Here is a 22,380-nt window from a genome sequence, read left to right as displayed (position 1 = left end):
TCCAGAAAATAAGGACCATAACAAACAGGAAAGTAGCAACCTTCCCCGTAACCTCACACTGATTACAAGCAGTTGCAGCTAGACCCATTTCCATGTTCAGCGCGCCCACCATGCGATTTCAAACCACTCTGGTGTGAATTTTCGTTCACTGAATCGGAATCCCCTGGAGCAAAGCCACTGCTTATAATTCCTTTTTTAGTAAGCAATTACTAAATTATTTCAGGACAAATTACCAGCGCACCTTTAAATAAAGCGAAACAACAACCGTTTGCAATTTCGCTATCCAAAGTAACAACACACTAGATAAGCGATTCACCTGCAACAAAGTTATCGAAAATATTTTTTACGCAAATTATACGCTTACAATTTAATTGCAGTATTATTTAAGCCTTGTCCCATCTTGCCCTACAAAAATAACACTAAAGCAGCCTTCTTTTTGATTTACGCAATTGCTAATCAAAAAGAAGGCTGCTTCATGGGCGATCTCAAATTCTGAGATTTATAGTGAAAGCCTATTCGGTAAATATCAAGTTCCCTCCACCACATCCACCTTTGCAAAAGCCGGTTCGTGCAAAGGAATCAGGATATCAGCCATTTCTTTAACCTTAAGCATAATATTGTAAGCCTCATATGTATTTACCGAAGTCCCCGGAGGAATTACTTCCATCTCCATACCGCGCACTTCCGGCGGAGGATTGAAATTCTCCATGATCACACAGAACCCGGTAATTGCCGCAAGCCCGCCTTCGGTGTCTATCAGGACAGTCATACCGCCGGGAGTATGGGCCGGGGTGTGCATCATACGGATACCGGGCAGTACTTCATAATCTCCATCCAATACAACCACCTGCCCCGCTTCTTCCACATCTTCCACATAATCCTCCAGATAACGGAAATCCAGGGGATGCGGGTCATGCACATGCTCAAGTTCGGCCTTATGTACATAGAACTTGGCATTTGTGCATTTGTAATCATTCTCGCAATGGTCATTGTGCAGATGGGTATGGATAACGATATCAATGTCATCAGGCTTCAAACCGTACTTTTTCAGCCCTTCTTCAAATGTATATATCTTTCCGCCGAGATCCGCCTCGCGGTCTTCAGAAATAATCGGCTGCATTTCTCCGGTATCCACCAAAATCTTTTTATCCCCGCCTTCAATATACCAGCAATAAATGGGAATAATATACGGCTGACCGTAATCATGCTGATAAGTCATCATTCCTTTGTCAAATCTCTTTGTTCCCATTACAATGGGATGAATTTTATACTTGGCCATATTTCCTCCCGGGGTTCAGCTGCCGCGTATTTTTTATACTATTGATCTGCCCGGAGTTTAGGGCATATCAGCGACAAATGTAAAACCCCGCAACCCTATGCGCCGATGAATACTAGTGAAATTTTAGACAACACGACGCTAGACTTTAATAATGGAAACTAAAAGCAACTTATGGAGATTTATGGGCAAAAGACTATACAACATTTAAAGCTTTGAAAAAATTGAATATAATAAAACAATTGTGAAATAAATAACAATATTAAACCCTGAAAACTCATTTATTGAGCCCTCATCATGTGAAAAAAAGTTATTTTTTTCTTTATATCAAAATTGATTGTTTCTTTTTTCACAGAGCCATAAATAAGAGGACAGTTAAAAAATTGCCGACGAGCGTGGTCGGTGTTCATCAATTATAAATCAGTACAATTAGGAGGAACTATGACTTACAAAGAGATTCAAGAACTGCTGATGAAGGAAATGAGGCTTTATCATTATCCTGTAGCCGTGAAATATTTCTTCGACCAGGCTGAGGTTGATGAATTCAAAGAGAAAGCAGAATTCCATGTACCTCTCAAGCCCATGACCTTCTGTCAGTGGGAAATCGCAGCCCGTATGAAAGGTCAGACCGTTTACTCCGATGTTGCCGGTCTCGGTTGCGGTAACGCAAAGTACGCTTTTGCCTGGAAAGAGCTGGATGAAGGCGAAATCAAAGGCCACTCCAAGTATGTAGTAGACATGGAACAGGCTGAAAAATTCGTACTCAGCAAGCCCCGCATCAAAGAAGACCTGATCGGTATCGCCGTTGCCCCCCTCGGTTCCATTGATGGAATTTTCGAGCCTGACGTTGTTCATTTCTACTGTGACAACATGCAGGCTTATCACTTTGCAGTTGATTACGCAGCAGCAACCGACACCCATCCCCTGCGCCCGAACATCACCATGAACTCCTCCGCCTGTGCGGGTTGCGTGTTCACCTACAACGAGCAGGAATTCAATATGGTTCCGGCATGTTCCGGCAGCTACAACGCCGGTAAAACCGAACGCGGCGAAATCAACGTCATGATCCCCGGCACCAAATTCAAGAAAATGATTCAGAGACTCATGGACCGCATGGAGCTCGCCAGCTCCGCCATCACCAAGCCCGGTGACGGCTTCCCCGGTCAGGACGTCTGCAAGAACTGCCCGCTGATTATCTTCAAAAAAGAAAACTAAAAAAGCAAGTCTGCTCCCGGTACAGCAATACCGGGAGCAGACATAAATAGGAATGAAGGTGCTGTTCCTGTTCAATCTGAATCTGAATGGGTCTACGGCTGAAGCAACAGCCGTTGAGGAAGCAGAAGACAGACACAGCAAAACCAACTTTCGCTCAAGGAGATACACTATGTTTAAATCACGCAAAAGCCTTTTGATCCTGGCTATCGCGGCATTGGCTGTAGTTGCATACATCCAGCCCGCTTTCGCCGACCGTCTGGCAGATGCCATCAACGCAACACCCAAAGGTGCTGAAGCCGGTCAAATCAACACAGAACTGGCTCCCGGATTCCTCGGAATTCCCGGCGGCCCCAGCGTCAACCTCGTAATCGGCTTCGTATGGGCGATCTGGGTTGGTTGGATTTTCTCTACTGTCGGTGCATTCGGCGGCATCATGGCCGGTGTTGGACACATCACCATTTACGGTTTCGGTAACTATGCTTCCACCTTCAAGAAGACCTCTCCGGTCATGAACAAGCTGGTAACCGACTCCATCCGCGTATCCAACCAGTGGCTGGTTGGTACTTCTGCGGCAATGTCCTCCTTCAACTACTACAAAATGGGCCGTCTGGTTCTGCCACTGGGACTTTCCCTTGCAGCAGGTTCCATCGCCGGTTCCTACCTCGTACCCTGGCTTACCGCCGGTAAGATTTCCCTGAAATCCTACATCGGATTCTTCGGTCTCTTTGTTCTCGCTCTCGGCTGTTACCTGTTCTACGAAACCACTCCCAAAGGACAGGCCGGCAAAAAGCAGGCTAAAGAAGCAGCAAAGGCTTTCGAAGCTTCCATTAAGGAAGAAAAAGAAGGTGGAAAAGTTGATACCGCCGCCATGGGCGTTAAAGTTGTCAGCTTCTCCATGACCAAGTGCATATTCACCTTCTACGGTGTTGAGTTCTCCTTCAACCCCCTCATCCCCGTTGTCGGTGGTTTCATCATCGCAGCACTCGCTTCCTTCCTCGGCGTAGGCGGCGGATTCCTGCTCGTACCTTTCCTGACCAGTGTTGCAGGTCTGCCCATGTATCTGGTTGCAGGTACTTCCGCACTGGCCGTACTCGTCGGTATGACCACCTCCGTCTTCACCTACATGGTTGTCAAAGATACCCCTGTGTTCTGGCCCCTCATCGGAGTTGAACTCCTCGGTATCCTCGTAGGTTCCTTCATCGGCCCCCGTACTTCCAAGTACATCCCGGATGTATGGCTCAAGCGCCTCTTCGTTGTACTGGCACTGTACGTAGGTATCCGCTACTCCTCCAAAGGATTCCTCGGCTACAGCCTGCTGCCCCCGTTCTAAGAATTGTCCCGATTTACAGATGGGGAAACTTATGGAAAGTTTCCCCATCTGTACTCTACTTTCAAACTACTTTTTTAAATGGGGTTAAAACATGATAGAGTCATTATATCCGATTATAGACAGCATTCTGATCGCACCCTACCGCATCGGCCTTCCTGCCCTTGCGGCATTCTGGTTCGGTACTGCGGTCATGTCCTTGTGGTGTACACTTGGCGGGGAAATCTCTATGGCCCTGATTTATGTCTGGAACAGGGAATACTACACCGACTTGAACCGCAAAATGACCCGCATGCACAATATTTCCGTGGAAGCCGTCCGTCATAAGGAAAAAGCCACATTCAAATCCGCCAATAAATGGGCAAATGAATACTTCGGCAAGGTTTTCTTTTCCCACGCCGCTCTTTTTGCTGTTTCGCTCTGGCCTGTACCGTTTGCCATGGGCTGGATGCAGTCACGTTTTACAGGTATTGACATTCACACAGTACCCTTTACAAAATTTTCACTGGGCTATTCATTTGTTTTTATTTTGTCATATATTATTGTACGCTACAGTTTTTCTAAGATAAGATCTTACATACCGGTATTAAAAAAGATCGATGAGATGAAAGCGGAAGACGCTGAAAAAGCCGGAGAGATGACCTCGTGGAGTGAGCTGGCACAGGACTCTGAAACCAAAGAGGACACTGTTGTCGGGACAGGCCTTGAAAACAAGGCTTAGGCGAGGAAAGAATTCTCCCGCAGACACGCCGCCGCAAAGTGGAGAATTCATGTTCAAGTTAAGATACACCCTTCCGGCTATCCTGCTTTTGGCCGGGGCCGCCATATATTTCTTCGGATCACAGCCGGAAGAAAAAATTGTACGTGTGGACATGTCCATCCGTGAAGAAATACGCGTTCCTGAACCAAGGCAGGCCATCACTTATGCTTACCTGCCCCAGTATTCGCACAAAGTGTCTTACCTCAGACACAGCAAACTCATAGATTACCTTTCCCGCGAATCCGGTTTCACCATCCGCCAGGTGTTCCCGGACACCTTCGAGGAACACCGCCGTATGGTCGAGAACGGCGAAATTGATATATCCTTCTCCAACCCCATGACCTATGTAGAAATTGCCCGCAGCGGGGCACGTGCCTTTGCGCGAATCATCGAACCTTCCGGCAGCCCGACTTTCCGGGGCCAGATTATCACCCGCAAAGACAACCGGGCCATCACCCGTCTTGAAGACTGCATCGGTAAAACATGGATCGCAGTAGACCCGCTCTCCGCCGGGGGGTATCTTTTCCCGCTGGGCCTGTTTCTCAAACACGGAATCAAACAATCTGATTTCAAGGAAATTTCCTTTGCTCCCGGACCGGGCGGCAAACAGGAAAAAGCTGTGTTAGCCGTTTATGCCGGGAAATATGATTTCGCATCCATTCGCGAGGGAACCCTTAACGTTGTCCGCGACAAAATAAATATTGAAAAAATCAAGATCGTTGCAGAAACTGAGACCTTCCCCGGCTGGGTATACGCTGCGCGCAGAGGGCTTTCCCCCAAGATAATTGATAAAATCAAGTACTGCATGTTCGGCATGTCCATGGACACCCCCGAAGAGGCCTCAATACTATATCAAGCCGGCATGCGAGGTATAATTCCTGCCGAAGACAGCGACTATAATCCGGTTAGAGAACTGACCGAAATATTGGGACTTCATCACGTCAATCAAACGGGAGGGCAATAATGACTGGTTTATTCTCCCGCTTAAGATTCCGCACCAAAATAAATCTCGGCATTACGATGATTGTTGCTTTTACTTCTCTGCTGATCGCAATTTTCGTCATTCGCATGTCTGCGGATGCATTGATTGAACAATCCCGTAAACGGGGAGAAGTTCTGGCAGGCAATCTAGCTCTCCGGGCTGAAAACCCAATGCTTTCAGTTGACCTGCTTAATCTGGGTTCTATGGTCAACGAATTGAAAAAAGCTGATAATGAAATCGAATATGCTTTCATCATGGACGACCAGAACCGTGTTTTGGCCAACACTTTCAGCGACGGCTTTCCGGTTGATTTAAAAGATGCCAACGGAAGCACTGACAATATAATAAGCATCGTCACCGTCGACACAGGTAAAAACCGTATTTTTGACTTTGCTGCACCGATATTTCTAGGAGATAAAAAACTGGGCATGGTCCGCATCGGTCTGTCACGGGGAGGAATTCATGCCGTAGTCCAGAACCTGATCTTTGCCATCATGGCTTTGACGGGAGCAGTTCTTCTACTGTCAGTGCTTATCTCCACCCAGTTCGCCCGGGAATTAACGCTAAGGCTTGGTTTGCTTCAAAGACATGCTGAAGACATTGTCACTACCCATCTCGGACCAAGCCTGTGCAAAAAAGAAGATAAGAACAAAGGTCTTGGTGCAAAATTAAAACGCGCAATCAGCAATCCCCTTAAAGGGGATGAAATTCAAGAACTCACCGAGACATTCGATGCCATGGGCATGAGTCTTGCCTGCCACATTGAAGATTTGCAAATCACGGAAGCCGACCTGACGAGACAGAAAGAACTTCTCAAGACTATCATCAATGTTTCACCGGACTTCGTCTCCCTGCTCGGTCCCCAGTTGACTTACCTTGCAGTCAATAAATCCTATGCCGAACATCTAGGACGGGATGAAGAAGAAATAATTGGACTGACGGATGAAGACTTATATCCGGCGGATATTGCTGCTTCACGCATAGCAGAATCGAAAATGGTCTTAACTACTGGCCGCCCTGTAAACAAGGAAATCCGTGAACCTGAAACAGAAGATAAATCGGCACGCTGGTTTCACATTATCCGTGTTCCCGTATTCGGACAGCACAACAACATCATCGGCGTATTGTCCACTTCGCGTGAAACAACTGAATTGAAAAGCTATCAGGCTCAGCTGATACAATCCCAGAAAATGGAATCCATCGGTAAACTGGCCGGGGGCGTGGCCCATGAAATCAACACCCCACTGGGGATCATCCTCGGCTATGCCCAGCTGCTTCAGGAGGACCTCAACCCGGAAGAGCAGATAGCCAAAGACGTCGCCATCATTGAAAAGCAGGCCCGCGTCTGCCGAAAAATCGTAGCCGACCTGCTTGGTTTTTCACGCCAGAACCAGAGCGAAAAAATAACCATGTGCTTCAACAACTCCATCCTTGAAGTGGTTCAACTGGTCAGCCACACCTTCAAGTTGGAACAGGTCCAGATTTCAACTGAACTGGATGATCGCTTCCCCATAATACACGGCGATCCGGAAAAACTGAAACAGGTCTGGCTGAACCTCCTTTCCAATGCACTGGAAGCAATAGGAGACAAAGGGAATATCCATATCGCGACGAAATTGGACACATCATCCATGACCATCACCGCCATCTTTGCGGATACCGGACACGGCGTTGAGCCCAAAAATATAAATGCGATTTTCGATCCTTTCTACTCGACCAAACCGGTAGGAAAAGGGACCGGACTGGGCCTTTCCGTTTCCTTCGGAATCATCAACGATCACGACGGAACCATTGAAGCAATAAGCCCCCTGCCCAGAAAATTGCGTCGCAAACTCAACCTGCCGGCAAACTCAGGCCCCGGCACACTCTTCAAGGTCACACTGCCTTTGGATGAACTTACGGATGAGGCACAGGCTTAGGCTTTCATTATGCTCCCCTCTTTGATACAATAAATTATTATGAGATTTCGACATGTTTTCAGCCACTGGACGTACGAGACTTTCCCTCCGGGACGTTTGCTAAGACGCCGCTACAACTCATTCAAAAAACTCATGGAACTTGAGGAGTTATGCCTTAAGTCCATTTCGCATATTGAGGACATCGGCTTCGGGCTTACCGTCACTGACTGGGCTTATGTTGAAAAACAGGCCGCCGACCTCGGTATCAACATCCGGACCATGCTTGAACACCTTCAAGACATGAACCCGGTGCGGTTCATGGATATCATGGACTACTACAATAAAATAAATTTTTACGTACGCATGGCAGTCACTGTACCGGACCCCGAAATATCCAAACCTTTCACTTTCACCATTGATGACGCCATCGACTATGAATTCAAGGCAGGAGCCTGCGCCGCAGATCTGGCAAGACTAAAGAAATCCGGCGTTCCGGTTCTGGATGGTATGGTTATCGGCTCCGATGTTTATAATTACTTCATAGAAGCAAACAACCTGCGTATTGCCATAGACGAAATTCTCGAAACAGCGATAACAACCAATATCTCCGACCTGAATCAGATATCACGCACTATCACCGACCGCTTTATGCAAGGCAAAATGCCTGATGCAATTGCCAATGAAATTGAAATTGCCGCCCTTGAAACCTCACGCGGCAGCGGTAGTCTGACCCTGACGGCATCATCCACCCCTGAAGGAAGCCTTTACGCCCTCCCTGAAAGCTGGTGTACAATCTCGCCTGTTCCTGTTCAGGATACTGTCGAAGCATGGAAAAAAGCAGTCACTTGCAAATTTTCTGCGGAATCCATCAAAGCACGTATCGAATCCGGCTACGCAGACCGTGAAAGCCCGGCCTCGGTGATTATCCAGCCCATGAAAGATATCCATGATTCCGGTGTACTTGAAACTTTACATGAGTTTTCCGACCTTCCGCCTAAGGACAGGGATCATGGCTGTTCTGCAATTTTCAGCAATAACTCAACAACCCCTTACCTGATATCAAGGCGTGAGCAGCAGCGGATTCTTGCTAAGCCGGAGAAATCCTTCCTTTCCACCCACTCGGCAAAATCAATTGCCGCCATGGGCAGAAAGGCTGAAGAACTTTTCAAAACAACGCAAAAATGCCAATGGGTCACTGACCGGCGTAACCGGGTCATGATTACATCGGTGCGCTCTTATCCTTTCAAAGGCGAAAAAGAGACTGTGCGTATCAAGCAGGCTCTTTCATATATTGCCAGCCTGAACATTTCTCCGCGTAATACGGAAATGTTTCTACCTGAAAAAAGCCGCTCCATGTACGATCTGGTCCGCTTTGCCAACGAAAAGGGAATCGAGGAAATGTTTTCGCTGGTCAGCAAAAAGGGTTTGGGTATCGACGGAGCAAAACATCTCAAAGCCCGCCAACCCATTGACATAACCCTGCTCAACCTTGCGGATGGTTTGTTCAGCACCGCAGCAGGTAAAATGGATATTTCTCCAGACGACATCAAATCGGCTCCCATGTGGGCTCTTTGGTTCGGACTTGGCGCAGAACGCCCCGGCTGGGAAGGCGAAAACAGCATTGACGGCTACGCCATCCTTTCGCGAACCTACATGAATATCACTTTGAAATCGGAAAAAGACCTGACTGAAGTGGATGCGGTCTGCGATCCTGATGCACAGGCGAACCATATCCATTTCCGCTTCAAGGGCGGTCACGGAACGGCAGAACAACGCATAGCCAGAATTAAATTCATCAAGAAGACTCTTGAAACTCAAGGATTCAAAACCACCCATCAGGGCGATATGATTGAGGGTATTCTTAAGGAAGGAAGGGAACCGGAAATTCAGAAACTGCTGGCGACCACAGGTCATCTGATTGCCCACATCGCCATCCACCATCCGGTTGTGGCCGAGAATGAAGATGCGGATCAGGCCGCTCTGCGTTTTATTTCAGGTCTGGGATAAAAGTCAGGACTGAACCTGTGATTTCTTATGGATCTGGACCAGAAAATGGACCAGTTTATCTTCGATTTCACGATCATCAACATATTCGATGATCATTTCTTTGGCTTCTTCAAGGTCATAGGCTTCCAGAAGCTCGCGCAAGCGCATGCGCAACTGGGCTTTTTCACGCTTTATCTGCAGATCTTCCAGAATATCAGTGACGTAATCAAAGTCTTTCTTGGCAAGCGCTTTCCTAAAATTTGTGCGCACGAAATGGGAATAGAAGCGGCCTGAAATCCCGGACAGCAAAGTACCCAGCCAGACGCCTATAACCAGAGTGACCAGATCGGCCGCTCTCTCTTTGGCAATATTTATCCATTCGGTGATGTCCCGGTCCTTGAGCAGATCCTGTGTCTTGCGCATTTCAAGAACCATACGTTTTGCAGCCGGGTTGTTCTTGTTGATGTCCAAAGCCATCCGGAACTGGGCCTCGGCCTGCTCCAGATCACCCATTTTAAAGTAGGCCCGCCCGAGCAGGCTGTAAAGCCAGTCCGAGCGGGGGTGTTGTTTCAGGCTTTGTTCGAGGCTTGAAACCGCGAGTTCATAATCCCCGCGGTCAATCAACTCCTGCCCCATCCTTCCGCAGGCAACCTCCGATTCAAGAACAGTAGCATCCGCCCGGCATTCAATAATGCTGAACATCACAGTCAGGGTCAGAACCACACAAACCAGCCAGATAATCCTTTCAGTTCTATTCATTAAGGACCTTTACTTTCCTACCAGAGCCGCTTGATGCTGCTGCCCGGATAGTAGAATTTCAAAATGTGATCATACTTCTTGGACTTGCCAAGCTCCGCAGCTCCCCATTGCGAATAGCCGACACCATGACCCCATCCACGGCCTTTAAATGTATAATAATCTCCCTTCTTGTCAATTCGTAAAAGGATATCAGGCAATTTCAAAACGCGTGAACTGCCCAGCGTCGTCCTCGTACGCAAATCACGAGAACCGGACTTATACTTTATGCGTACCTTAACAATCCTGCCAGAAGGACCCTTTTCAAGAGCGGTTATAGATCTGATTCCGGGCACGGAAATACCGACTTTCTTCAACTTAGTCTCAATCTCAGACTTGCTGTACTTCTTAGTCCAGGATGCCATCTTACCTTTAAGGCTGGCCGGGTCCTTGTGGGCAATCAGGTAAGCCTTACCAGCGCCAAAAATAGCCTTGGCATCTGCAGTAAAGCCGCCGCTGTTGGCAGTATATTGTGAAAGTATGGGTTTATCTTTGTAGAGCAGCACATGTCCTCTAGTCTGTTTAACAGCCTTATCAGTGCGTTTATCTTCCCGATCAACACCAGCATACATCTGGTCATAAGTATCAGCATAAACATCATAAAAAAGATGGGTACGATGCAGTTTCTGGTAGTAGGCATAGGTCCGCGCCGCCACTGCCTGAGCCTTCAACGTCTCAGCAGGCCATGAAGCATAGGACTCGGCAGGAACTACCGAACGCAGGTAATCTTCAATCTCCACAAGATTGAGGATCAACAGCTTTCCTTTGCGGATACTGACATCAATTGTGCCGCGCACCTTTTTGCTCTCAGAGCCGTAGCTGACTTTTAGCGCGCCCTTGGACTTAAACTTAATCCGGGTCGCAGAAACAACCTTGCCGTCAAGAGTCAATTTATTACCGGACATACCTACTTTATACTTACGTCCGCAGCCCAGTTCATCGGTGCATATTTTATCCTTTCCCGACCCGCTGATAACGGTCATGCTCTTAACTTTACGACTCAGACAAACCCTAAGAGCCGGTTCCTTGCCTATCTTTTCAGGAATCTTCTGATCCGGCTTTTCATCAGGTTTAACTTCCGGCTTCTGCTCCTCCTTGGCCTTCATGGATGAGATTACCGCCTCAGCCTGAAATTTAAATTTGCCCTTCGGGAAATAGCGTAAATACTGCCTAAAAACAGCGTTGGCCCGATCATAGCGGTTCATCTGGTAATACAGGAATCCCAAACGGTATAGGGCCGTGTCCGCATAATCCGGGTAATTCCGGCCTACCATGCGATAGAGGTCTGCGGCCTTCTCCGGTGCATCCAGAAAAGTGGATAGAACCATGGCCTTTCCGAACATGGCATGCACTCGGGTCTTAGCAACCGGGGAATAATCAATGGCCGTGTCGTATTGTTCAAGTGCTTCAAAATATTTACCTATATCAATCAGATAGCTGGCGTAATTTATATGCCACTGCGCCTGTGCCTGATCCTCCAATTCAATCGGAGAATACTTCCGGGCATGAGCCGCTACCGGGATAAGCAGCGCAACGATCAAAGCCGTTAGAAAAAATCTATGTATCATTCCTGATTTATTGTTCATCTTTCTGCTCCTCAGGCTTATCTTCTTTCACTTGCTGTTCGTCAGAACCAACTTCAACCTGCTCCGAATCAGCCTCAACAGAATCTGCCGGGACTGCAAGATGATCAAGATAATCTTTCATATACAGTAAATTGCTGTCAGCAGGACTAAGCAACAAAGCTTTATCCAATACCATTCTGGCCTGCTTTAAATCGCCTTTATTCAACAGATAGCGAACGTAGAGCTGATGCAACCGCACATCATATGGAAACTTTGAAACCCCTTCATCCAGAATTTCAGCAAGAGCAATATCGTCATTAAGTGCAAGCAAGGTGTAAGCCAGATAGAGGTAGACATCACGGTCATCCTTCATCTGAACCGCCTTATTCAGGGCCTGATAAGCATCACCATAATGCTGGCCATGAAAAGCGTTCACACCTTTTCCTTTTAGTTCAGTAAATTTCTTCTCCAGCTCTTCCGGGGTTATGTCCTTGTCATCAACCAGAATAATCCTGCGCCCATGAGGATAGGGTGCATCAAGGATCGATTTGACTAGAATATCACCCTCCAGATTCAAATTATCGCTGGAAGATGAACCAAAATAGTTATCGCTGACAACCAGCTTTTCAAAGGCCAACAGGTTGACCTTGTTATCAAAAATATTATTGTCCCTTATTCCGGCACTGCCGCCCTCAAAAACAATACCCTGCGTGCAATTAGTTACGCTGGACCGCAGCACAGTACCGTTCCCGGCGCTGAGCAGCAAACCCTGCCGGGCATTCTTGACCCGCAATCCCTTGAAAGCAAAATTACCGTCCGCAATCACTGCAGCAGCGTAATCGCCCCCATTGAATGAAGAGGAACGCAGCTCCAGATAGCCGCCCGCAGCAGTCACCGCCCTGCTGAATCCACCGAATTCACATTGAGAAAGAACGGCCTTACCACCAGGTAGAACTTTGATACCCTCGGTGGAATTTGACTGAAGACGGACCGGGGCACTTATTTCGCCGATCGCTTTCAATTCACCGGAAACATCAACTCGGCCTTGGTTCGCAAAGCGGATTTTCGTACCCGACGGAACTATAAACTCAGCACCTTCAGGGACGCTGACCGGAAATGAGATTCGATAATTACCTTTAACAAGAGAACCTGAGAGCTGTCCGAAAAGCTCGCGCTCATCAAACTGCGGCATTATCACTTTGATCACACCATTCATGGGCGAGAAATTATCGGCCTTGTCTTTGATACGCACCCGGTAAAACACAGTGCTGCCCTGTATCACATCCGGGTCCATAAACTCAGGATTCCTTGTCCGTGAAATAATCTCAAAATCACCAACCGGATCATTCCCTTTCTCGATAACAAATTCATCAAGATCAGTGCCCACAGGAACTTCCCAGAGGAGCTGAACTCCATCCCGCCCGGTTTGGAATTTCACAGTCTCAAGCACCGGAGGCAGTTCACCGTCAATGGTAACCATAGACCCTGACTCGGGCCAAAGTCGATCAACCCCGTTAGCCTTACGCATTCTGACCATCAAGGTATCATTGACCGATTTATCGCCCTCGCGAACTACGTAGAACCCCTCATAAACGCCCTGTGCGGTCTGCGGCAGGGGAATATTTTTCTTGAATTCACCAATGTCGAAAGAGCACTTCAATCCCGGTTCGGCATCCACCCGCACCGCAATTTTCTGCCCCACACCGAACAGCCTGTTATCCACATTGGTGTCCACAGCTATAACTTCCGGCAACTTTGTCCCCTTGGGACAATCAGGCAAGACCTGCGCCATGTTCCATGCCCAGTCGTAAACGACCATACGCATCTGCCGCCTTATCGGGTCGGCAAAGACCTCTTCCACAATGGTCCCGGCAAGCCCGATTATACCCGTGGGTACGGAAATCCTGCGCTTGGATGCGCTATCACGCCACTTACCGACCAGAGTCCCGGAGGAATTATACATCATGACTTCAGCATCCAGCTGAAACAAATCAAAAGCTAATGCCTTGATCATATCCGCGCTGTAAATATCGGTCTTTACAACGCCGTCAGCACCGAGCATTTCACACAATTCAGCATCACTCTTTGAACGCCAGCTATCGTCCCGGCCCAATTCAGCAAGGGTGTTATCCACCACATCCTTCTGCAACGGCATGAACCCTTTACCGGCCAGTTGGTTGGTGATAGCCGCACGTGAAATATCAGCCACAAACAACCTGTCATCATCAAGAACCAGCACCGATCTGTGCTCCGTGGAATTTTCAGCATGTTTGACATATTCAGCAGGCAGGACCGCAATTTTATAAGGGATGGCTTCTTCCTCAGTATACTGCACGGCCTGGGTTGTTCGCTTGCCTAGACAGCCCCCCAGAAACAGGGAGATCAGCAACAAAAATATTATGGGACTATGCTTGTTAATCATGGCTAAGACTTCAACTTCCTGTCGATGTTAAATGAATTGACCGTACCGAGCACAGAACGGACCTCGCCTTGCAGCTGGAGATGTTTGTCTGCAAGTGAATATTTCCCCCCGCCCCAGGCCTGTATTTGCCGTCCGCTGAGGTTGAATGAATTGATGAGCAGTTCCTTCCCGCTCAGTGCCGCCCGCAGCCTCGCCGTGCTGAAGTTAAGCCCCTGCCCGCCTTGCGGGTTGAAGGAAACAGCATCGAGCAAATCAATGAAAAAACCCAAACGGGGATCAAGGTTCGCAAGGTTGAAAACATGCAGCTCGTCAATTTTAGCCGAAGCTTCACCACGCACAGATTTAACGAGCGTTTCACTATTGCCGCCCTGCATAAACATATTGGCATTAAGATAGATTTTGCCGCGCAAGGACACGGACAGGTCCTTCGCAAAACAGGCGATCAGGCTGGGCAGGCTGGTTCCCCTCCCCTTCACATTGCACTGCACAGCCAGCTGGTCACGGGCCAACACAACATCTGCGTTAAGATTGAGGTAGAAAAGTTTGCCGCTGGCTTTGATCAGCCCGCGTTCTTTCCCGGAATGGACGAAGACCACAACATCGCTGAAAGGCCAGTCGTTGTAGTAAAACTTACGAATTGAAGCTTTGCCGCTAATGTCGCGACCGAGCAGGCTCTCGAAGTTGAAATTCTCAGGTGCGGCAGCAACTTTTGAGACGGCCCCGTCGTCTTTTGTTTCAGGAATACGAATACTCAATGATTTCAACTGAGCTTCATAACCGGAGACACTATTACGCGGGCTATTGAAATAGCCGGATGCTGAAATGCGGGATTCCTTGTGCTTCAGCTGGGTATCAAACACAGTCCGCAAAGGATTTTTTTTTTCAGCCTCACAAGTAATATTGTAATCGAAAAGGGAGAAATCAATGGCCTCGGCCTTAAAACGCGCCTCTTTCAAATCAAAAGGAAAAACCAGAAATGCCTGAGCCTTAAGGATGCCTCCTGTTGCCGAAGCAACATTAAAACTGCGCACGGAAACCACGGGTTTACCGTCCTTCAACTCTACATCAGCATCAATATCTGAAATACTAAGCTCCTGCTTGCGCCCATCCAGAGATTCCAGCACCAGCTTAAGGTCCTTGGCACTGACCGTCATCCTTCCGGACAGTCCTTTATTCGCCACTGAACCGGGAGGAGTGGACAGAGAAACAGATTTGAAAACCAGAGTACCCTGCGGCACAATCGATTTCAGCTTGGCGGATTCACAAAGTGATTGAGTTGCATTACGGCCCCGTTCGCTCTTCTGGGCCATGGCATACAATTCACCGGCATCGACCTGCGCTTCTTCAAGGGAAACCTTAAAAGTACCGCCCTGCCCCATCTGCAAGACCAGCCCTTTACCGCTGGTGGAATCAAGAAGTACACCCCCGGCCTCGACATTCATAGTGCCAGCCGCACTGTCTACGCTGAAATTAAGGTCAGTGGTCTCAAACTTTCCGGCCTCGGCCAGTTCAGGGATGGTGGAATTGGAAAGATATCCGAACCCGGTCAGGAAACCGAGAAATGAAGACGGATCAATTGAGCACTGGCTGGCCTGAAGATTCAGCTTAAGCGGCGAAGTGGACAGCATTTCCAGCCGTCCTGAAAACTTGAATCCCAGTTCGGAAATAGATGCACTGCGGACATTGAACGCAAAACCGCTGCTCCCTTTTTCAACGCTGGCGGAAACAGTCAGCGGTTCGGCATGGTAGGAATTTGTAAGCTGCACCCTGCCGGACACAACATCAATTTTATCGGGAAAAATAGCCGGAAGTTCCAGCCCGGTAGGAGTTCCGCCCCCGCCTTCGCGATGGGCAAGAGCTTTAACATCGGCATCCTGCAGGATCACGTGGCGGAGTTTGATCTCCCCGGTAAGCAGACTGGCTATATCCGGGTAGATCTCCAGCTGCGGAATGCGGACAGTATCCATGCCGCTTTGCACACGAAGATTTTTGACTCGCAGGAAAGGAAGGGGGGAATAATGGAGTTCGATGTCCTCCATCACCACCCCCATGTTGGTCATATCGGAAAGCAATGTCTGCGCAGCGTCCACAAAATGAACCCTGACCAACACCATGGAACCGACCATAAGTAAGGCCGCAATAATTCCACCAATGAGGATTCCCTTTTTATGCAACACGCGACACCGCCTTTTTATTTACTTAAGTACGAACACGACCCTTGCCTGAGCCAACAGGTTATACTTCTGGTCATACGCGAATACGGTAGACGCGTCTTCAACACTGACCACCGCGTCTGTCACGTTCTGCACAGTCTTACCCTTCAAAACCATGGGAGACTTGCTGCCCCATGATTCCAGAAGCGCACGGGCCTTTTGCAGATCCGTAGTGTAGCCGCCGCAGCCCCTTTCGATCAGAACCTGGTTGAGGACCTTGGACGGATCGAAAAGAACTTCATTCTTTTCGGTCAGGATGCGGTTAACCAACGCGGGCTTGAAATCGAAATCACGGACATCAACAATTATGCCGTCAACCGGGGTTGCCACGGCTGCCTGAATCTTTTCGGATGCAGGCTCGGTAGTCTGGACCGGAGGTTCAACCTTTTCGGTTTCTGCCGGGACCTCAGTTTTTTCAACCTTGGCGACCATTTCATCCTTTTTCTGTTCTACCGCCGGAGCAACAATCTCCGGCAGCGTTTCAGGCTTGAAAGCCGGAATATCACGAACCTTCAGTGCTTCAGGCTCTTTAAGGATAATTTCATCAAAAGCGCTGTATACAGAGTCGCGACCATGCAGGTTCAGCCTCAGGCAGACGCGGGCGTAGCCTTCAGTTCGGTCGAAGGATTCACCGCACGGCACAGCACCGCGCAGAGTTCCCTGAACAGTGGTCCGAACCCGCTCGCTGGTAAGCATTCCATCACGAACAGTGGTTTTCCCGCTCAAGCGCAACCCCTGAAAGATCTCAAGCATCCTTCTCTGGGCGACTACTTCAGCTGCGCGTTTAGCCCGGTAGCGGCTCTGTCCGGCTTCGGATTCACCTATGACCTGAATGTATCCCTTCTGGAACACATCATCCGCATTTACAACCTCAACAATTTTTTCATCGGCAACAGCGGAGCCTGCAAAAAGCACTACCGCAGTCAGGGCGAGTAATAATTTTTTCACGTTATCCTCCACTCTTAATAGATATTCATAATATTACGTAACCGCATCAGGGATAGAATAAGGTCCGCACCGTCCATATTGGAATCAGGGCGGAAAGCACCGGACAGGTCGGTTTCCATCAAATTGCGGTTAACTACGGTAACAATGGCGTTGTACCATGCATCAGTGGCTTCCACATCAGGATAGAGAGACTTCTTCTGGCCCATATGCTGGGTAGACATGGCTTCATCACCGGTAAGCTTAATGAGTACATCCTCCAGCACGAAAGCGAGTTCCTTGCGGGTCATAGGCTTTGCGGGATGGAAAAGGTATGCACGGGTCTGCTCATCATAAGTCGGCTCAAGGCCGCGAACATGCCACTTAAGAACAGTCATGATTTCAGGCTCGAACATGTGCCCCACTACATCCGCAGGGGTAAACTCAGCCTTCATATCATTTCCGGGAACGGGAATACGGCCTGCGAACAGCCTGTCCAGATGCAACTCATCAACCAGCAGTGCCGCAACATCGGCGCGGTCAACTTCTTCCTTGACCGCGATCTTCTTGGCGACATCAGTCAGGGTATAGTTGCTCATGGCCCGCAGGATTTTCTGAGCACGATTATAGAGCGCATTGGCCTTGTCGTGCCACTTACCCGGAGAGGCAGAAAGCACCACGCCAAGCACGTCTTCGGCTTTACGGAATTCTCCGCCCTTGAAGTAAGCCTTACCCATGAAATAATGTACGGCTTCGGTCTGGCGGTAGTATGGAAGGTCTTCTTCCTTAACATACTTGATCATCAGTTTGGCATCTGCGTAGAGATCTTCCGCCCTTTGCAGCCAGCCGCGAGTAGCGATATGGGTATAAACCCGGATACCGGTCACAAAAACGCTGAATTTCTGGGAACGGTCCCTTCTGGCCTCGGAAACAGCCTTATCGAACTGGTCAATAGCCCTTTCAGCATCAACGGCGCTGTATTCAGCATCACTCTCACTCTCTGCACGCATGGCATAGACAAGAGCCTTGCCTGCAATGGCTGGTGCGAATTCATCGTCAAGGGCCACTGCCCGTTCAAAACGGACAAAAGCCTTATCAGGCATGCCCTGATCTATCAGCTCCATTCCCATCAGGTAATGATGGGCAGGATTATCTTCAATAGACATGGGTTTTACTTTTTTTCCGCATCCCGCAAGGGAGAGAATCAAAAGCAGGCCCGTTAAAAATACTAAAGATTTTTTCATCCGGTTATCCTCCTTGCAGCGGATGCGTTCCGCCGGCAATCATGATTTACCTGCATGATACATCAACAATTTATACAAGCGAGGGTAAAAACCGGCTAGTTCATCCCCCGCTGCTTAATTGCCGGCTAAAACCCCTCGGGGTTCTGCCAGCGAAACTTCATGCTCCTACCTTCCATCCTGCTCTGAAACTTTTCCACACCATCATCTTTAAGAGCGGTGGAGATACGCTTAAAAAGATTTTCAGCACGCAGTGTCGACCAATAAGTAACTTCCATATTCATACCTTTCTGGCGCTTGATTTCCTTGCGCACAAAACCGGGAATATCCTCAAGGACTGAACATACGGAAGGTAGCTCCGGAAATCCGAGGAAGGTCAACGAGTAACGGAAGCCCTTGCCGCGATCCAGTTCGGATTCCATATTATCAAGCAATTCACGCGCAATACGAACAGATGCCCAGTAAGTCTCCGGTTTGGCTGCTTCAACAGCACGACGGTAAACTTCAGCAGGCTTGCCGGAAAGGCTCACATACTGTTCTACCGGACGACGCACCTCGCCGATCTTGAGACCGTCTGATATCCGCACACAAGTCATATGCATCACCGGATTGGCGTCACGCGGCAGTTCAAGCTCCACGGTAACCACATAGTCAGCCTTGAGCAGCCTGTTGAACTTGGCTGCCTTTTTCAAGCTCATGGAACCTTCGATTTCACTGTATTTAGCGCGGGTCATGGGCCAGTCGAGCACTTCAAACTGGAACTTTTCGCTGAAAGTCCGCGAAACAGCATGCACAAGTTCTTTCATTGATTCCTGAGGAACGGAATCAAATCCGGCCCCGGAACCGAAAATGAGCAGTCTGGGCAGACCTGACATCTTTTGCAGGATCGCAAGAGTGGTATAATCGGAATACAACAGCTCACTGTCGACTACGGCATCAATGGTAATGGCGTAACCGTCAGCAGTGGCCCCTTCTCCCAATACCTTATAAGAAGTGACATACCCTTTGGAATGACTTGCTATTTCGTCCCGGACCAGCACCCCGGACTCCACGATTGAATCCGATGCCACTGCTGTTCCGATCTGCATTTCAACTGCAGTACGCAAAGCGGAATTGAGCGCCTGCTGGCGGTCAATTCCCTCGCCGGTGGCCTCCACGGCAAATGCCGTGGAGGCTGCCAGCAATATTGCCAGCGAAATCGCAACCACATGAGAGTAACATTTTACTAAGGACATACAGACCTCATATTTTTACGGCAAGCTAACCTACCATTCACTGTTGCTCTGCTTCCTGCGCTGCTTTACACGATGCTGCTTGACGATCTTCACTTCGTTACCGGAAATGTAGACACGGCCCTTCATATTCAGCTTTTTGAGCATGCGAACCATGTTACGCTTCAGGTGCGCGGAATCGATGGAAGACTTGTACCAGAACTCGTGGTGGGAAGAAGTATTCAGAGCATTGCTCTTAGGTCTGTGACTGTCATAACCGGTAAAAATGGTGATGTAATCTTCAACGTCGAGCATATCGTTGTCACTGAACCCGTCAAAGACAAGAGTCCATTCAAGCAGACGCCCGCTGGAACCGACACCGGAACCGCCGCCCGAACCGGAGCCGCCGCCATCAGAGTAACTTCCGCCTTCCGGATGATACTGACCGAGACGGTCCGCGAGCACAGCACCAACATCGGCACCGATAATTTTGGAGAGCTTACCCACCGCTTCAAGAACATCATTGCGGCTGTAGGGACTGGGAACAAGCTGATACTGCTGCGGTTCGGATTCAAAATTACCGAGTCTGGAACCGTCCCATACTGAAAGCAGACGGCCTTCGATACGTGCTGTAACCCTTACGCTGTTCTGGTTGGTCTTGGCATTGGGGTAAATACTGAAAATACAGAGCACATCAATACCGGCATCCTTGGCGATCTGGATCAGTTCAGCATCATTGCGTCTGGCACGTCCCTGAACATGGGTCATGTGGGTCAATGCGGTTTCGTCTTTTACATCAAAGCCGAGGTTAACCATTTCATTGGAAATTGCATTAAGCACACGTTTAAAAACACGGGAGTTACGGGGGACGGTATCAGGGTCAACATCTTCCCCGACAATCATAACTCTCGGCAGGTCAGTTGCAAGCGCCATTGACGGTGCTACAAAAAAGCAGACTATGGCGATGAGAAGCAGTATTGTTTTCCTCATGTCACTCTCCTTAAAAAATAAGTGGTTACATTATTTTTGCCCGACTCCCGAAGCCGGGACGATTTCTAGAAACGCAAACCTTTGAATCCAAAAGCATAACCAACTGAAATTACGATGCATACCCTCCAAACCTATCTATCTTATATTACTAAGCTTATGCAAGACTATTTGATTTCCATGATAGTTTCTACCTGCCTGCCGCCGGCACACCGTAGACTTAAAATATCATTATAGTGACTAACTACAGTCAAACCAGTTTTAAAAAATAAAAACATTCCTGTATGTTATACTTATCTCGCTTCATATCCCCCCTCCAGCGAACAGTTTGGCTTGCATGTGTCCATATTGAAAAAAGGCATGTTTTATGTATAACACATACAAGTGATATTTATCCACGTTTTTTATATTGAAACTATTAGAAGTGAAAAGCGAGGGTAAAAATAGCCACATAAAACCTACGCATGCTCAAATTTTATGCACTATCGCAAACAACCCCATAACAACTTAATAAACAAAGGTCTTTTCATATGAAATCGCGGAAAACAAATAATGCCACCAAAACATGGGAAATGATGCAGTGCTCCCGTGATGCTCTTGGTGCCACCTGTTTGCAAAAAATATTTTCACGGGGCCAGACCCAGATTAACCGCTATTGCTCCTCTCCTCTAAACGAAGACCACCAACGCAACCCGCTGGACAGGCTGCATCTTCTCTTCAGCGAACTGGACAAAGAAGGTGAACGGGAATTGGTAATCGCCGCCTTGAACCATTTATGCAATTCAATCGGTTTCCGTATTCAGGAAACAGTTGATGTAAAACCGGACAAAATGACCGTTGAAGAGGAATGCCTGGATGACTACCCGGAGAAAGTGGAGCTGGACAGGCTTATAGCCTGCAATGCTGACCCGGAACTGGTTCGCAGGCAAGGAGAGCATACCTGCCGGGAAATAATGGAGACCGTGACCAGCTACGAGGAACACTGTAAAAATACAAAATAAAAAACCGCCATGAGCAATCTCATGGCGGTTCTATTTTCAGCTAGATAAAGCTAAATCTATTTTTTCATATTAACGAACTGGAAAGGCATGTCGAAATCGGAATCCCTTACAAGAGAAATGGCAGACTGCAGATCATCCAGTTTTTTACCGGTAACGCGAACCTGATCGTCCTGAATAGCTGCCTGTACCTTCATTTTAGCACCCTTGATCAGCTTAACAATTTTCTTGGCAGTATCTTTATCGATACCTTCTTTAAGCTTTACTTCCTGCTTGAGCTGGCCGTTAGAGGTAGGCTCAAACTTTCCAAAATCGAGGGATCTGGGATCAACTTTACGTCTGGTAAAATGAGTAATCATCATGTCCTTGACGGCTTTGATCTTCATCTCATCCCCGGTCACAAGGCTGATTGTGTTGGTCTTCTTGTTCAGGGTAATTTCAGTGTTAACTCCGCGAAAATCATAGCGGGTATCAACTTCCTTCAGCACGTTGTTAACAGCGTTGTCGACTTCCTGTGCGTCGATCTGGCTGACGATATCAAAAGACGGCATGGTATATCCTCCATAAAAAATTACTTGCG

Annotated in this window: 17 protein-coding genes; 7 read left to right on the top strand and 10 right to left on the bottom strand. The window is 48.2% G+C overall.

Going from position 1 to position 22,380, the window contains the following annotated elements; translation table 11 throughout:
* Positions 1 to 526 precede the first annotated feature (526 nt).
* A complete protein-coding gene (locus ACNI29_RS15250; protein ID WP_419779230.1) occupies positions 527 to 1,279 on the bottom strand; it encodes an N-acyl homoserine lactonase family protein in 753 nt (250 codons plus the stop codon).
* Between the two features lie 438 nt (positions 1,280 to 1,717).
* On the opposite strand from ACNI29_RS15250, the gene ACNI29_RS15245 reads away from it, so the two are divergent.
* The 6 genes from ACNI29_RS15245 to ACNI29_RS15220 all read left to right on the top strand — a co-directional run bounded on the left by ACNI29_RS15245 (position 1,718) and on the right by ACNI29_RS15220 (position 9,465).
* Positions 1,718 to 2,491 carry a DUF169 domain-containing protein gene (locus ACNI29_RS15245; protein WP_419779229.1) on the top strand — a complete coding sequence of 258 codons (774 nt, stop codon included), beginning with the start codon at positions 1,718 to 1,720 and terminating at the stop codon, positions 2,489 to 2,491.
* 169 nt (positions 2,492 to 2,660) lie between these two features.
* Positions 2,661 to 3,821: a sulfite exporter TauE/SafE family protein gene (locus tag ACNI29_RS15240; protein ID WP_419779228.1), complete on the top strand. Its 1,161-nt coding sequence runs from the start codon at positions 2,661 to 2,663 to the stop codon at positions 3,819 to 3,821.
* A gap of 91 nt (positions 3,822 to 3,912) precedes the next feature.
* A complete protein-coding gene (locus ACNI29_RS15235; RefSeq protein ID WP_419779227.1) occupies positions 3,913 to 4,539 on the top strand; it encodes a hypothetical protein in 627 nt (208 codons plus the stop codon).
* 49 nt (positions 4,540 to 4,588) lie between these two features.
* Positions 4,589 to 5,542: a phosphate/phosphite/phosphonate ABC transporter substrate-binding protein gene (locus tag ACNI29_RS15230; protein ID WP_419779226.1), complete on the top strand. Its 954-nt coding sequence runs from the start codon at positions 4,589 to 4,591 to the stop codon at positions 5,540 to 5,542.
* Entirely contained in the window at positions 5,542 to 7,479 is a 1,938-nt protein-coding gene (locus tag ACNI29_RS15225; RefSeq protein ID WP_419779225.1) for an ATP-binding protein, read from the top strand. The genes ACNI29_RS15230 and ACNI29_RS15225 overlap by 1 nt, the downstream gene beginning before the upstream one ends.
* Positions 7,480 to 7,518: 39 nt before the next feature.
* Positions 7,519 to 9,465 carry a PEP/pyruvate-binding domain-containing protein gene (locus ACNI29_RS15220; protein WP_419779224.1) on the top strand — a complete coding sequence of 649 codons (1,947 nt, stop codon included), beginning with the start codon at positions 7,519 to 7,521 and terminating at the stop codon, positions 9,463 to 9,465.
* 3 nt (positions 9,466 to 9,468) lie between these two features.
* Here ACNI29_RS15220 and ACNI29_RS15215 read toward each other — a convergent pair whose 3' ends face one another.
* The 8 genes from ACNI29_RS15215 to ACNI29_RS15180 form a co-directional block, all read right to left on the bottom strand.
* On the bottom strand, positions 9,469 to 10,203 hold the full coding sequence (locus tag ACNI29_RS15215; RefSeq protein WP_419779223.1) for a tetratricopeptide repeat protein: 735 nt from the start codon (positions 10,201 to 10,203) through the stop codon (positions 9,469 to 9,471).
* Between the two features lie 17 nt (positions 10,204 to 10,220).
* On the bottom strand, positions 10,221 to 11,825 hold the full coding sequence (locus tag ACNI29_RS15210; protein ID WP_419779222.1) for a SpoIID/LytB domain-containing protein: 1,605 nt from the start codon (positions 11,823 to 11,825) through the stop codon (positions 10,221 to 10,223).
* Complete coding sequence (locus ACNI29_RS15205; protein WP_419779221.1) at positions 11,815 to 14,226, bottom strand: right-handed parallel beta-helix repeat-containing protein; 2,412 nt, start codon at positions 14,224 to 14,226, stop codon at positions 11,815 to 11,817. The genes ACNI29_RS15210 and ACNI29_RS15205 overlap by 11 nt, the downstream gene beginning before the upstream one ends.
* 2 nt (positions 14,227 to 14,228) lie before the next feature.
* Complete coding sequence (locus ACNI29_RS15200; protein ID WP_419779220.1) at positions 14,229 to 16,403, bottom strand: AsmA family protein; 2,175 nt, start codon at positions 16,401 to 16,403, stop codon at positions 14,229 to 14,231.
* An 18-nt stretch (positions 16,404 to 16,421) separates the two neighbouring features.
* Positions 16,422 to 17,387 (bottom strand): TP0624 family protein, encoded by a 966-nt coding sequence (locus tag ACNI29_RS15195; protein WP_419779219.1) that lies wholly within the window; start codon positions 17,385 to 17,387, stop codon positions 16,422 to 16,424.
* Positions 17,388 to 17,401: 14 nt separating this feature from the next.
* Positions 17,402 to 18,607 carry an S-layer homology domain-containing protein gene (locus tag ACNI29_RS15190; RefSeq protein WP_419779218.1) on the bottom strand — a complete coding sequence of 402 codons (1,206 nt, stop codon included), beginning with the start codon at positions 18,605 to 18,607 and terminating at the stop codon, positions 17,402 to 17,404.
* Between the two features lie 125 nt (positions 18,608 to 18,732).
* On the bottom strand, positions 18,733 to 19,839 hold the full coding sequence (locus ACNI29_RS15185) for a hypothetical protein (protein ID WP_419779217.1): 1,107 nt from the start codon (positions 19,837 to 19,839) through the stop codon (positions 18,733 to 18,735).
* A gap of 30 nt (positions 19,840 to 19,869) precedes the next feature.
* Positions 19,870 to 20,805, bottom strand: a complete 936-nt coding sequence (locus tag ACNI29_RS15180; protein WP_419779216.1) for a hypothetical protein — start codon at positions 20,803 to 20,805, stop codon at positions 19,870 to 19,872.
* A gap of 527 nt (positions 20,806 to 21,332) precedes the next feature.
* Between ACNI29_RS15180 and ACNI29_RS15175 the strand changes: the two genes are divergently transcribed.
* Positions 21,333 to 21,803 (top strand): hypothetical protein, encoded by a 471-nt coding sequence (locus ACNI29_RS15175; protein ID WP_419779215.1) that lies wholly within the window; start codon positions 21,333 to 21,335, stop codon positions 21,801 to 21,803.
* A gap of 56 nt (positions 21,804 to 21,859) precedes the next feature.
* Here the strand turns inward: ACNI29_RS15175 and ACNI29_RS15170 are convergent, their stop codons facing one another.
* Positions 21,860 to 22,351, bottom strand: coding sequence for a YajQ family cyclic di-GMP-binding protein (locus ACNI29_RS15170; protein ID WP_419779214.1), 492 nt, complete (start codon positions 22,349 to 22,351; stop codon positions 21,860 to 21,862).
* Positions 22,352 to 22,380: the final 29 nt, after the last annotated feature.

Origin of the sequence: Maridesulfovibrio spiralis (SeqCode), from assembly GCF_048571135.1 — a bacterium.
GTDB classification, from domain to species: domain Bacteria; phylum Desulfobacterota; class Desulfovibrionia; order Desulfovibrionales; family Desulfovibrionaceae; genus Maridesulfovibrio; species Maridesulfovibrio spiralis.
This window is presented reverse-complemented; position numbering and strand designations above follow the sequence as displayed.